Raw genomic sequence first — 14506 nt, 5'->3', positions numbered from 1 at the left:
TGGCAGGCTCCGCCTGCCGAGCGGGCAAGCTGGCAGAGCCAGCATATGCAGTTCGTTCCCAGGCAGGAGCCTGGGAACGAGTCGTGGGGACTCGTTCAGCGCTAGCCGCCCCTGGTTCCAAGGCTCCCGCCTTGGAACCGGCTGGATGGCAGGCTCCGCCTGCCGAGTCGCCTGGCTCCGCGTGACGCATCACACCACCCCACTTTTTCCGCTCCGTCGCAACGATCGCCTGTGACCGGCGGTTACACTCAGGTCATGAGCATGACACGTGATCGCGACGAACCCTCCACCTCGGCGTCCATGTTGCAACGGGCCCGGCAGGGGGACGCCGACAGTTGGAAGCATTTGGCTCATGTCTACGGGCCGGTGATCTATGGCTGGGCCCGCCGCTGTGGTTGCCAGCAAGCCGACGCGGCCGACGTCATGCAGGACACTTTGGTGTCCGTCGCCGCCGGATTGACCCGATTTGATGGCGAACGTGACGGCGCGACCTTTCGTGGTTGGTTGTGGACCATCACCCGCAACAAGATGCGCGACCGCCAGCGTCGGGCGGGTCTGGATGCTCCGGTCGGTGGGACCCAGGCTCGATTGGCGATGAATCAGGTCGCCGATGCCGCGTCGATCGACGCGACCGATCCGCCCACCGACGCGGCCAGCGATGTTGCCGGGGCGCGTCGTCGGATGCTCGAACTGCTCCGGCACGAGTTCGATCCGCGTTCCTGGCGGATGTTTTGGGAAACCACGGCGGTCGAACGCGAGGTGGCGGACGTGGCCGCCGAAATGGGCGTTTCGAAATGGGCCGTCTACAAAGCCCGGGCCCGGGTGCTCCAACGTTTGCAGCAGGAAATGAACGGCTTGGAGTAAGCCTGCCGAAAAAAAATTCCCGGAGGTGTCCAATCGCTCCGTTGTGTAGGTGAACGCAGACGTGCAGCGTCCGTCACCGGCGGGGTGCTGCAGATCCGGACGCCCCAGGGAGAACTCAAATGATCGCGATGAAACGAAACTGTCTGGAACCCGATGAGTTGAAGTTGGTCCTTCAGGGGCGACTGGATCCAGACGACTTTGAATCGGCGATTCATCACTTGGACCAGTGCGGCGACTGCCGATCGGCCGCGGAATCGCTCCGCACCGATCAACTGACCGATTCTCCAGCATCGGCAAGCCGATTCGATGACGAGGCCGAATCGTTGCAACGGGAAACGGCCTGTCAGGTCGCTTTGCAGAATCTGATCAGTGATCGGTCCGTCACGCCGATCCAAAATGAAGATTCGGTTTCGCTGCCGTTCCAAACGCTTGGACCTTATCGATTGCTGGAACTGATCGGTTGTGGCGGCATGGGGGCGGTGTATCTGGCGGAGCATCAGCGCCTGCGGCGGCGTTGCGCGATCAAGCTGCTGCCGCCCGAACGCGTCAGCCAGCCCGGGTGGTTGGACCGCTTTGACCGCGAGATGACGACCATCGCATCGTTGGAACATCCCAACGTCGTTCGCGCGACCGATGCCGGCCACCAGGCCGGTTGGCATTACCTGGTCATGGAGTTCTTGGACGGACTGGATATCGGCAGGGTCGCGCGGCGGATGGGACCCCTGCGGGTGGCCGATGCTTGCGAGATCATCCGTCAGGCGGCTTCTGGGTTGGCGCATATTCACGACAGCGGTCTGGTCCACCGTGACATCAAACCTTCGAACCTGATGTTGACCCGCAAGGGGACGGTCAAGCTGTTGGATCTGGGACTGGTGCTACCCGGCGATGATCCGTTGTCGGCCGATGAGCGTTTGACGACGGTCGGCCACGTCATGGGGACGATGCCCTACATGGCGCCCGAGCAGTTGGCTGACAGCCGGGTCGTCAAACCGCAGTCGGACATCTACGCCTTGGGCGCGACGCTGTACCGATTGATTGCCGGTCAGCCACCGCACCGGTCCGGATTCGGCCTGGCAGCGCAAGTGCTCGCCATCACACATCAAGACGCGACGCCGCTCGACCGCGTGCGAGATGACGTCGACCCGGACGTGGTCCAGCTGGTCTCTCAAATGCTCGCCCGGGATCCTCAACAGCGTCCGGCGTCGGCGATGGAAGTGGCCGATCGACTGAGCGAACCGGCCCGGCACAGCGAATTGCGACAACTGGTGCGTCAGGCGTTGCGAAAGCCGGATGATCCGGCCTCGGACGCCACACGCCTGTTTCCGACGGTCCCGTCCGGAAACCGCGACGGCGGTCGGATCGGATGGGCTCGTTGGCTACTCGGCGCCGCCGCGATCGGGTTGCTGTTGGCAGCGGCGTTGGTGATCAAGATCCAAACCGATCGCGGCGAATTGGTGATTCACTCCGAACAAGATGGCTTAAGCGTTGCCATCAAGCAGGGAGACCAGTTGGTGGAACGACTGCAGGTGCACTCGGGCGATGACAACCGCACCACACTCCACAAGGGAACCTATCAGGTGGAAATTGAAGGCGGTGGTCCGGCGTTGGTTTTAAGCGAGGATGTCGTCACCATTGGTCGCGGCCAACAGCGTTCCATTGAGGTCACGCGAGACGCGCGTGAGGAGCTTCAAGAGGAAACGGCTTCGGCAACACCTTCCGATGCCAATCAGTCATCGCCGGCATTGGATCTTCCGTTGGCAAGTTCCGCCTTCGAACCATCTTATGATGGCAAGACGGTTTCTCAGTGGATCGAAGTGATTCGGTCGGAATCCGATTTGAACCAGTTGGGTGCGGCGATGTTCGCGGCCGTGCGTGCGGTGACGCCACCTCATCCTGGCTTTGGCGGCTATGGCGACCAATCGAAGAATCAGCGGCGATTGGCCGACGCGATCCTGATGCGGGCCAGAACGTTGGGCACCTCCTCCAGCGAGATACCGCCTCTGGTGAGCGTGGATGCGTCCTCGGAAAACGCGAAACAGCACTTCATGTGGTACGTCACCCGCGTGTTTCCCGACCCGGACAAGTCGATTTGGCTGGACGCACTCGCGGAAGAACTCGAAAACGGCAACGGCCGCAGCCGTGCGGCCTGCCTGTACCTGATCACCGAGGAGACGGCCAAATCGGGACTCTACCTGAGCCCGACCACTCCGGGGCTTTCCAAATTCACCCTCAGCCGGTTGCTACGCGCCGCCATCGGGTTGCTGACTTCCGCCGAGGGATCGCAGCAGTGGGGCGAGTTGCCCGACGAACAGCGAAAGGTCGCCATCGAGAATGCCTATGGGTTGGCGTTCAATATTACCGCCGGCCTTGGCGAAGATCCTCAGGAGATTCCCGCCCTGCGTGACTATCTTCAGCGATTTAATGAGGACGAGAAGGATCATCGCGATGACATGGCATCGGCATCCGCGACGGAACGCGGTGGTGACGCCGATCAGCAAGATGGCACTGCTCAGCAAGATGGCACTGATCAGCAAGATGCGGTGCGGGACGACGACGCGAATTCGGTGCAAGCGGTGTTTCAAGGGCGGACGCTGGATCAGTGGATGGAAGCCCTGCAGCGAGAACGTGACATGGGATCCCTCGGGCAAGCGATGTTGGCCGTGGAAAGGCTTTCGAGGGACTCGGCGCCCGCAGTGCGTTCGCAGGCCGCTGAGACCACGATGGCATTGGCCCAGCGATGGGGCGGGATCGTGATCGGCGGCGACGGTAATCCCTCGCACCAATTCATGGCGTTCTTTCTGGACGTGTTCGTCGAGTACCTGCCCACACCGGGCCGCGATGTCCTGATCACGGAACTGAACACCGGAAACACGCGCAGCAAGATCGCGGGCATCTGGGCCCTCAACAATTTTCTCGATGGTGTGGTCGACAGCGCCGAACAGCCCGGGCGGGCGCGCGCGGTCGAACGCGAAATGAAAAGCATCTCTCAAGATCCCGCCGAACTCGCGACCTGGATGGCATTGCGCGATGGGCTCCTGGATGCGGGGGACGAGATCAAAGAGTCCGATGTCGTTAGCCCCTCGGATGCCGAGACGTCTTCCGGTCTCGCGCGAAACGCCGCACTAAAGCTGACACGGTTGCTGGGGCAATCGGTGGCCGATAGTGAGCGATTGAGCGAGTTCGTCAAAGCAAAAATTCGGACGGCCATGAACCGACCGGAGAATTCGGGCAACTACGGTCAGACATGGATTGATCAAGCCATCTTGATGGCCGCCGTCGAAGTCGCCGAAGGCGATCCCGACTTCGGCAGTCAAGCGGTCTGGGATTTTCTGGCGACCGAGGTCATGAGTTCGACCTTTTATGTACGCAACGCGGATATTGCCGGTGCCTTCGAGTCGATTCAGAAGCAGAGTCCACAACGCTTGCTGGAGCAGGTGGAGAAGGCAATGTTGACCTCAGGGAACTACAACTTGCAAAACGGGGGCTACACCATTTTTGACGTAGCCCTGCCCTTTTACGCGGATCAGGTCGAGGATCCCGGTCATGGCTTGAAGACGTTGCAGCAGTTCGGGAATGCTCGCGCAGCGAGTCCCTATCCGTCGCAGCATGAGGAAACCATCTCAGCGGCGCGGAAAACACTTCAAGACCGAATGACCGCGACCAAGGAGAAGCGTTAACGGTTCCTTCGCCCAGGAAAGCTGGCGGAGCCAGCGTCCATTGCGTTCCCAGGCGGGAGCCTGGCAGCAAGTCCTGGTTCCAAGGCTCCCGCCTTGGAACCGACTGCATCGCAGGCTCTGCCTGCCGCGACGCAACACAAGCTGGCGGAGCCAGCGTCCATTACGTTCCCAGGCGGGAGCCTGGGAACGAGTCGAGTGTTTCCCCTCTGGTTCCAAGGCTCCCGCCTTGGAACCGACTGCATTGCAGGTTCTGCCTGCCGCGACGCAACACAAGCTGGCCAAACAGACATCAAGAAACTCGTGTTTTCGGAAAACCGCCAAGCCGTTATGTTTTGGAGCATAGCGATGGAAGCACGGGGGCTTCTGGACGGTTCGCGGGGCGACGAACGGATCGTTTGTTCGGCGGCAACCTTCACGTGCCGATGACCTTGGGGCATTGCGGCACGTGTCTTACATGGAGTGCGCCATGCTTGTGCTTTCACGTCGTGAGAACGATCGAATTTCTTTTCCTGCGTTGGGGATCACCATCCAAGTGGTTCGGCTGTCGCGGTCACGTGCCGCGATCGGCATCGAGGCTCCCAAGGGGATCCGTGTGATCCGCGAAGAGTTGCTGGATCCGATCACCGGTGACGATCCGGCCGCTGCCGGAGACGACCTGGTCACGGCGATTCAGACTCGGGCCGAACAAATACTGCGGGCGGAAATCCGCGACGAGGTCGATTCGGCGACCGATCTGATTTCCCGCGCTCGGCAGCGATTGAGCCAAGGAGAAACGGATCAGGCAATGTCCCTGATGGATTCGGCGCTGGAGCGACTGGATTCGTTCTGCGGGTCGCCCGAGCGTCGCGAGGTGAAACGGGATGCCCGGTCCACCGACCAGGTGGCCGAGGTGTCCGCGCCGTACGGTCGGGCGTATGGCCCGGCGGACGGATGCGAGCCCGACGCCTCCCGCGGACCACGCTGGGCGTCGCCAAAGCGAAGCGTGGTCTTTCTGGATGTATCGCCTCCGGATCAACCCGCGTCGGATCGGGGCGCTGCCGATCGGCGCGTCGCCGCTTCCGCCGTCATCGACGCGTAGCGGCCGTCACCAGACGGCGGAAACCGATGCTGCGGGCCGAAGGCCCGGCCATTTGCCCAGCCCAGCCCGACAGGCCCGACAGGGCTGGGTTGCCGTGACCCAATGCAACTCGAGGGCCAACGGCCCGGCCGTTCCCTCTCGTTCCCAGGCTCCCGCCTGGGAACGCACTGCAATCCGGCTCTGCCGGCCACTCCCCACCCCGGTTCCCCATCCTCCGCCTGCGCCAACTCCCGCTGTCGCCCTCTCGCCACCGATTTGACTTGGCACAAGGCACAGAAGACACTGCCTGCCAGACCGGGGATTCCCCTCCTTGGGTCGCTCGCGTGCGTCGAGCTTCGGCGCACAGACTTCCTCGCACAGACGATGTCGCGTCGGCTGCATCGCAAAGCAATCATCCACCCGTGCCCGCATTTCGCCCAATGAGATTCACCATGGTTCACTTCGTTGCCGGGGCGCAGGCCGTTTGCCGCCGGGCACTCCTGTGCTGCACGCGAGCTTCGAAACCCCGCCTGGCTGCCGTCTTGATCGCTTTCCTGATCGTCAGCGCGTTTGATCGGCCGACGTTGCACGCCCAATCCGATTCGCGCCCCAACATTGTCTTCATCCTGGCCGACGACCTGGGATACGGGGAATTGGGTTGCTACGGCCAGGAGAAGATCCGAACGCCCAACCTGGACAGGCTGGCCGGGGACGGCATGCGATTCTTGCAGCACTACAGCGGCGCACCCGTCTGTGCCCCGGCACGATGCACGTTGATGACCGGTCAGCATCTCGGGCACGCCGAAATTCGAGGCAACCGGGACTCGGGGAATGGACGCATCTTTCCGGGGCAATGGCCAATCACGACGGAGATCGTGACCATCGCCGAAGTCCTCCGCGATCAGGGTTATGCCACGGGGGCGTTCGGCAAATGGGGATTGGGGCCTTCCAACACGACCGGCTCACCGATCAAGCAGGGGTTCGACCGGTACTTCGGCTACAACTGTCAACGCAACGCACACAGCTATTACCCGCTGTTCTTGGACAGCAATGAACGCGAGGTGATGATCAACAAGTACCCGATCCCCGGTCACGACCAAAAGCCCGAAGGCCAAGTGCGCGCCGAAGACTATCGGGCGGAAAACTACGGTCCGGACCTGATCCTTGATGAAGCCGTCAAGTTTCTGAAGCAGAACGGCAACCGGCCCTTCTTTCTGTACCTGCCGTTTGTCGAACCGCACGTCGCCATGCAGCCGCCGCAGGAGTGGATCGACCGTTATCCCAAGGAATGGGACGACGACCATGGTCCTTACCGCGGTGAGAACGGCTACCTGCCGCATCCACGTCCCCGCGCCGCCTATGCGGCGATGATCTCCGACTTGGACGAACACGTTGGCACCATCCTGCAACAATTGGACGCACAAGGTTTGACCGACAACACGTTGGTCGTGTTCACCTCTGACAACGGTCCCACCCATGGAAGCCGCAATCCGGAATTCCACGTCGGGGGTGCGGCATGCAAGTTCTTTGATTCCAACGCGGGGCTGAACGGCTACAAGGGCAGTTGTTACGAGGGCGGTATTCGGGTGCCCTGCATCGTCCGTTGGCCCGGCAAAGTGGCCGAGGGTAGCAGCACGGATTTCCCGTCGTATTTTCCGGACTGGTTCCCCACCTTGACCTCTGTCGCCGGCGGCGCGCTGCCGTCATCGCAGACCATCGACGGTGTCGACCTCAGCGGGCTGATTGTCGGGCAAGACCCGCCGCAGCGGGATCAGCCGTTGATCTGGAGCTTTGCCGGTTACGGAGGGATCATCGCGGTCCGGCAGGGCGACTGGAAAGCCATCCGTCGAGACGTCAATCGAAAGTCGCCCCAGCCCTGGGAGCTGTATCAGTTGGCCGACGATCCGGCGGAGTCGAAGGACTTGGCCGCGGACCATCCGGAGATCGTCCAGCGATTGGAACAAGCCTTTCGCCAGCAGCGAACTTCCGAGCCAGATTTCCCGATGCCGTTGTACGATTGAGCCACGCGGGGTCGAACGGATCGGCTTTGACTAACAATCGTCGCGACGCTCGCCAGAGCTTGGCGTTCCACCGTCGGCCGACAGTGGCTACATCGACTTTGTGATCCACGGGCGTCCCGCTACAAGCGTCGCTGTCGATCGAAACGATTGACCGAGTCAGTCCGTTCGTTCTCGTCATTGATAAACGACCACCAGGTAGATCGTGGCCTCGCCTTTGCCGCGGTTGACGATCGCGTGCGGTTGATCGGCAAAATAATTGGCCGAATCGCCGGCCCTCAACGTTTCGGTGGACGCGTCCGATTCGACTTGGACGTTGCCCTTGATCACCGTCAGGAACTCACGCGTTCCCTCGAAGTGGGCGGAACTGCGAAGTGCACCACCGCGAGCGAGCTTCACCTCATAGATTTCGACATCCTTCTCCCGCTGCAGCGGCGAGAGCGTTCGCACCTCGCATTCCTCGTCGCGGCGGAATTGATAGTGGGGATCGTTCCCTCGAATGACTTCGATTCGCGATCGTGGCGAATCGGAATCGACCAGTTCGTCCAAGGTGATTTCGAAGGCTTGGGCAATCCGTAACGCGACCGCCAGCGTGGGATTGGCTCGCCCGCGTTCAATCTCGCTCAACATCGATCGACTGACCCGACAGCGGCTGGAAAGTTCATCCAACGACCAGTCACGCTGGGCACGCAGTTGGCGGACGCGTCGGCACGCATTGGCGGTCAGGTCTTCGATCGAGGACACGGCAGGGTGGTCGGGCTGGAGGGGCGAAATCCGCGTGATTCGGCGGGCCGTGCGGCGACGGTTGCGTCCCGGCGGCGTGTCTACTATAACGGAAATGAGTTCAGAATACAGGATTTCGCGGGCTTGCCGGTCGGCCGTGTCGGTGAGCCGCGAGGTCGATTCCGCTGCCGCGTTTGGGACGAGGTCTCCGCCGTTGATGAAGGCATTGGTCAAACAGTACGACCGACCCGGGCTGTGGTTGCAGGACGTTCCCGTTCCGGACATCGGCATCAATGACGTGTTGATCCGGGTCGAGCGGACGGGGATCTGCGGCACCGACGTCCACATCTACCAGTGGGACGCGTGGGCGCAGAAAACCATTCCCGTGCCCATGGTCGTCGGTCACGAGTTTGTCGGATCGGTCGTCAAAGTCGGGTCCAACGTTTCCGATTTCCGGCCGGGTGACCTGGTCAGCGGCGAAGGACACGTCGTCTGTGGGCGTTGCCGGAACTGTTTTGCCGGCCGCCGGCACTACTGCGCCGACACGAAAGGCGTCGGTGTCAATCGCCCGGGTGCGTTTGCTGAATACGTCGCTTTGCCGATGACGAATGTGTGGATCCACGACGAAGGGATCGACCACGACGTCGCCGCAATTTTTGACCCGTTCGGCAATGCCGTCCACACCGCACTGACCTTCCCGGTGCTGGGGGAGGATGTGTTGATCACCGGTGCCGGTCCGATCGGTTGCATGGCGGCATCGGTGGTGCGTCACGCCGGCGCCCGTCACGTGGTGGTGACCGACGTGAACCCCTGGCGGTTGGATCTGGCAAAGCAGATGGGCGCGACCCGAGTCGTCGATGTCCGGAACACCGATCTGGCCGATGTTCAGCATGAGTTGGACATGCACGAGGGGTTCGATGTCGGGTTGGAAATGTCAGGCAATCCGGCCGCGCTGCGTCAAATGATCGCCAGCATGTGTCACGGCGGAAAGATTGCCATGCTGGGGATCCCCAGTGAAAACATCGCCATCGATTGGAACAAAGTCGTGTTCAACATGCTGACCATCAAGGGAGTTTACGGGCGCGAAATGTACGAAACCTGGTACAAGATGGCCGTGTTGGTGCAAAGCGGTCTGGATCTCAATCCGGTCATCACACACCGGTTTCATTACACCGAATTTGAACAGGGATTCGACGTCATGATGTCGGGGCAATCGGGAAAAGTGATCCTGAATTGGCAACAAGATTGACGTCCCGTGCGGTTCGCGCCGCACGGCCAGCGTTCAACCACTTCCCACCAACCATAGCGATCGATGTACGGAAAGTTTCAAAACCATCTGGCAACACAATTGGACGAGATTCGCCAAGCCGGTCTGTACAAGACCGAGCGGATCATCACGACGCCGCAGGATGCGATGATCGGCGTTCGTGACGGCGGTTCGGTGTTGAACATGTGCGCCAACAATTACCTGGGTCTGTCGGAGAATCCCGAGATCGTGCAAGCGGCGGCGGAGGGCCTGCAGAAATGGGGATTCGGTCTGTCCTCGGTGCGATTCATTTGCGGGACCCAGGCGATTCATCGTGACTTGGAGATGCGGCTCAGCGAGTTTCTGCAAACCGAAGAGACGATCCTTTATTCGTCGTGCTTTGACGCCAACGGAGGGCTGTTCGAAACACTGCTGACGGCGGACGATGCGATCATCAGCGATGAACTCAACCACGCCTCGATCATCGACGGCATTCGGCTTTGCAAGGCGAAGCGTTTTCGTTATCGCAACAACGACATGTCCGATCTGGAGGACAAGCTGAAGGAGGCTTCGTCGGCGCGCTTTCGAATGATCGCGACCGACGGCGTGTTCTCGATGGACGGGACGATTGCCGATCTCGCCGGGATCTGCGAGTTGGCCGACAAGTACGACGCGCTGTTGATGGTCGACGACTGTCACGCCACCGGATTCCTGGGGCCACAGGGACGCGGCACCCACGAGTACCGGGATGTGATGGGGCGGATCGACATTCTGACCGGAACGCTTGGCAAAGCTTTGGGTGGCGCCAGCGGTGGCTACACCAGTGGTCGCAAGGAGATCGTGGAAATGTTGCGCCAGCGGTCGCGGCCTTACCTGTTTTCCAATTCGATCGCGCCACCGATCGTGACCGCGGCCATTCGGGCACTGGAACTGTTGACCGCATCAACCGAACTGCGAGACCGGTTGGAAGCCAACACGCGATTCTTCCGCGAAGGGATGACCCGGCTGGGATTCGACCTCCTGCCCGGGGAACACCCGATCGTCCCGATCATGTTGGGCGATGCCACGCTGGCTGGGAAGTTCGCCGATCTGATGCTGGAAAAAGGCGTCTACGTCGTCGGCTTTTCCTACCCGGTGGTCCCCCAAGGAAAAGCCCGGATTCGAACCCAAATCTCGGCCGCCCACACCCGGGACAACCTGCAATTCGCAATCGACCGGTTCGCCGAGGCAAAACAGGAACTCGGCCTGTAGCTGCGTTGGTGTGGAGGCTTCAGCCGACCGAACGCTGATGTTGGTGTGGAGGCTTTAGCCGACCGATCGCATGTCAGCGAGCCGCAATCCAGGTCGGCTGAAGCCTCCACACCAACCGCGATCAATGCGTTTCGCTGATGAACCGCGTTTTCAGGTCCATGAACAGACGGAACAGCGTGGGCACAAACACCAGCGTGAAAATGGTTGAAACCAGCAGTCCGCCCAGCAGCACGCTTCCCAGCCCTCGGTACAACTCGCTTCCCGAGCCGGGGAACAGCACCAGCGGACACAGGCCCAACACCGTCGTGGCGGTGGTCATCAGGATCGGCCGCACTCGGGTTCGCACACTTTCCAGAATGGCGTCGTTCGCCGTGTAGCCTTCGTCGCGGATCAGGTTCAACGCCTGGTGGACAATCAAAATCGCGTTGTTCACCACCGTCCCGATCAGGATCACGAAGCCCAGCATCGTCAACACGTCCAACGGTTGCGGAGGCCGGTTCTGCATCTCCAGGTAGATTCCCAAGGCCCGCAAACCCAGGATTCCGCCCACCGCTCCCAGCGGCACGCTCATGATGATCACGAACGGATAGCTCCAGCTCTCGAACAGGGCGGCCATCAACAGGTACGTGATCATCAACGCCAGCAGGACGTTCCAACGCAACGCCAGCCAAGTGTCGCGGAGTTTGTCGGCGGTGCCCGAAAGGCTGATCCGGTATCCGCCGTCCAATTGACCGGATTCCTCCAGCGGCGTGACGACTTGTTCGTCGATCAACGTCAACGCCTCCTCCAAGGGCATCGTTTCCGGCGGCGAAACTTCGATGGTCACCGCGCGTTGGCGCTCGCGGTGATTGACCTGTTCGGGGCCGCTGGAAATCTTGATCCGGGCCAGCCCTTCCAGCGGCACCAGTTGTCCACCGGGCGTGGCGATCGGCAGTGCCGCCAGGTCTTGCGAGTAGGAAACGGTATTGGGATCGCCGATGATCGTCAGGTCGATCTTGTCGCCTTCCAGGTAGTAGTCGCTCGCATAGGCTCCATCGACCAACGCATTGACCGCGTAGCCCAGCGACGTCGCATCCACACCCATTTGTTCGTTCTTGAGCACCAGCGGTGTGACGTGCACCTCCGGGTTGATCAGGTCCAGGCTGGGCACGGGCCGGGCCTGGGCGTTTGCGATCAGCGGTGCTTTTCCGCCGCCCATGATCTGGCCCATGATTTGGCCGCCGATCTGAGTCAGCTTTTGCAATTCCGGCCCGGTGATCTCGATGTCGATGGTCCGCCCCGCGGTCAGTCCCTGTTCGAACAGGCTGGATTGCTTCGCCACGATGATCGTCCCCGGCAACTGGGATCCGACCTGTTGAATCAGCGGGATCAGCTCACCGCTGCGCGTCGGATCGACGCTGCGAACACCCAGAAACACGGAACGCCCGCGGGCGACAAAGAAGAAGTCGTAGATCGCGGGGAATTCCAGTGCGGCCGCTTCGGGGCTGTCCGGGTCAACGTCCCAGTACGGCTTCAAATGCTCCTCGACCACTTCGCCCATTCGCGTCAGTTCGTTCATGTTGTAGCCCGGCGGGGGCAACACGATTCCGAACACCAGGTTGCGGTTCCCGGTGGGCAGGTACTCGACCTTGGGCCAAAGTGCGTACGCGATTGCGAAGGTGGCGGTCAAAAGCACCGCGACCAATCCGATTTGACGCAGTCGGCTGGACTGGACCCAACGGTTCAGCGCCACCACACCCAAGACAAACCGTTTGGACACATTGAACAGCGGCGCGACGATGCTTCGGGCCGCACCCGCCAGGCGTCCCGGGGGCGGGTTGGGCGACGGAGGCGACGTCGCTGCGGACGGGTCACCGTACGCCAATTGGCCCTCGACCGGGTTCCGAGCGTCCGCCTCGTTGCGTTTGGGCAGCAAGCGGGCGGTCAGTGTCGGGATCAGCGTGATACTGACCAGCAAGGACAATCCGACCGCGGCACTGATCGCCAACGCGATGTCGCGAAACAGTTGTCCGGCCTCCTCCTCGACAAACAGCACCGGCAGGAACACCGCCAGAGTTGTCAGGGTCGATGCCAGCACGGCTCCCCAGACTTCCTTGGTTCCCCGCACCGCTGCCTCAAACCGAGGTTCGCCGTTTTGGTAGTGGCGGAAGATGTTCTCCAGCACAACCACCGCATTGTCGACCAGCATGCCGACGGCAAAGGCCATCCCGGCCAGGCTGACGACGTTCAGCGAACGTCCCCACAGGTTCAACATCAAGAACGTGCCGATGATGCTGATCGGGATGGCCAAACCGACCACCAGCGCACCTCGGGCAAACCAGAATCCGGCGATCACGATCAGCACCAGGGTGATCACGAAGAACCAGGGATTGATGAGCGCCGCGGCGATTGACGATGCAATCACCAAAGGCACGAACAGGATCGTGCGGACCTGCAAGTGAAGGAACAGCATCAGCACCAACATCGTCAGCGTTCCGCCCACCATGATGTTCTGGTTGACCAGACTGACCGATGCGTTGATGTATTCCGATTCGTCGTAGACCTGCGTCAGTTGCAGACCCCGCTTGTTCAGGATCTCCTCATTCAATTCCTTGAGCGCGGTTTTCAGATCGTCCATCACATCCAGCACGTTCGTGCCGGTTTCGCGGATCACGTTGCAAGCGATCGAGGAGTCGCCAAAGCGTCGGACGACCCCGTCGGGCTTCTTGAATCCCAAGCTGATGTCGGCAACGTCGCTCAACAGGACGGGAGCGTTGTTGCGGGTGGCCAGAACTTGCTGTCCCACCTGCTCGGGCGTCTCGAACTGGCTGAGGGTCCGCACCACGTAACGGCGTTTGGATTCCCAGAAATCCCCTGCCGAAGTGTCCTGGTTCTGATTGCGGAGGACGCGCCGGACGTCGTCGATTGTCAGTTGTCGCGCGGCCAGTCGTTGCGGGTCGATGATGACCTGCATTTCTTCTTCCAATCCGCCCAGCACGTTGGAGTTGGAAACGCCGGAGACTCGCTCGAATCGCGATTCGATGGTGTCTTCGGCGAAGCGTCGCATCCCGGGGACGTTCAGGTCCGGCGGCAACAGGTCGGCCAGCTCCGGGTGCTTCTTGGCGGCGTTGCGTAGCCGGTACAGCCGCAGTCCGGGGTTGTCCGTTCGCAGCGTCGGCTCCAAGGCCTCCGACAGTTCGGGATGCTGCTGGGCGAAGTCGACGATCGCTTCTCGCGACGGTTGAATCGCGCTCAGGATGAACCAGGCGATCGGACGGTCCGAAGCGCTGCTGGTCGCAATCACCGGCTCGTCCGAATCCTCCGGGTATTCGGGGACCTGTTGCAGCCGGCTATTGACCTTCAACAGCGCCTCTTCCATGTTCGTCCCAACCAGGAACTCCAGCGTGATGCGACCGGTCGAGTCCATCGACTCGCTGGTCATCTTGCGGACGCCTTCGACGCTTTGCAGTTGTTCTTCCTGTTCCTGGACGATCTCGCGTTCCACTTCCTGCGGGCTGGCACCGGGCCACCGCGTTTCCACGGTGATCACCGGGGTTTGCACCTCCGGGATCAATTGCATCGGCATGCGGAACAGGGCGATAAAACCGAACAGGACCAGCAAGATCGCTCCAACGGCGACCTTCACGGGATTCCGGACACAAGCTTCGATGGGGTGCATAGGGCTGTTGGG

8 protein-coding genes are annotated in these 14506 nt (G+C 61.2%); 6 read left to right on the top strand and 2 right to left on the bottom strand.

Translation table 11 applies throughout. The annotated features are described in order from the left end of the window. Positions 1 to 255 precede the first annotated feature (255 nt). The 4 genes from FYK55_RS15365 to FYK55_RS15350 all read left to right on the top strand — a co-directional run bounded on the left by FYK55_RS15365 (position 256) and on the right by FYK55_RS15350 (position 7619). Entirely contained in the window at positions 256 to 864 is a 609-nt protein-coding gene (locus tag FYK55_RS15365) for an RNA polymerase sigma factor (protein ID WP_235908720.1), read from the top strand. A 128-nt stretch (positions 865 to 992) separates the two neighbouring features. Next, the gene (locus FYK55_RS15360) at positions 993 to 4541 is read left to right on the top strand and encodes a serine/threonine protein kinase (protein ID WP_161604529.1); all 3549 of its coding nucleotides are present in this window, start codon (positions 993 to 995) and stop codon (positions 4539 to 4541) included. Between the two features lie 466 nt (positions 4542 to 5007). After that, positions 5008 to 5619, top strand: coding sequence for a carbon storage regulator (locus tag FYK55_RS15355; RefSeq protein WP_161604528.1), 612 nt, complete (start codon positions 5008 to 5010; stop codon positions 5617 to 5619). Between the two features lie 431 nt (positions 5620 to 6050). Beyond that, the gene (locus FYK55_RS15350; RefSeq protein WP_150077321.1) at positions 6051 to 7619 is read left to right on the top strand and encodes an arylsulfatase; all 1569 of its coding nucleotides are present in this window, start codon (positions 6051 to 6053) and stop codon (positions 7617 to 7619) included. A 174-nt stretch (positions 7620 to 7793) separates the two neighbouring features. Here the strand turns inward: FYK55_RS15350 and FYK55_RS15345 are convergent, their stop codons facing one another. Then, entirely contained in the window at positions 7794 to 8573 is a 780-nt protein-coding gene (locus FYK55_RS15345) for a helix-turn-helix domain-containing protein (RefSeq protein WP_235908718.1), read from the bottom strand. Here FYK55_RS15345 and tdh point away from each other — a divergent pair. Both tdh and kbl read left to right on the top strand, forming a co-directional pair. Continuing rightward, entirely contained in the window at positions 8557 to 9588 is a 1032-nt protein-coding gene (gene tdh, locus FYK55_RS15340; protein ID WP_150077319.1) for an L-threonine 3-dehydrogenase, read from the top strand. The genes FYK55_RS15345 and tdh overlap by 17 nt on opposite strands. Positions 9589 to 9651: 63 nt before the next feature. Then, positions 9652 to 10836, top strand: coding sequence for a glycine C-acetyltransferase (kbl, locus tag FYK55_RS15335; protein ID WP_150077318.1), 1185 nt, complete (start codon positions 9652 to 9654; stop codon positions 10834 to 10836). A 121-nt stretch (positions 10837 to 10957) separates the two neighbouring features. On the opposite strand, the gene FYK55_RS15330 is transcribed toward kbl, so the two are convergent. Beyond that, entirely contained in the window at positions 10958 to 14494 is a 3537-nt protein-coding gene (locus tag FYK55_RS15330; RefSeq protein WP_150077317.1) for an efflux RND transporter permease subunit, read from the bottom strand. Positions 14495 to 14506 lie beyond the last annotated feature (12 nt).

It is taken from the genome of Roseiconus nitratireducens (genome assembly GCF_008629675.1).
Classification (GTDB): domain Bacteria; phylum Planctomycetota; class Planctomycetia; order Pirellulales; family Pirellulaceae; genus Stieleria; species Stieleria nitratireducens.
This window is presented reverse-complemented; position numbering and strand designations above follow the sequence as displayed.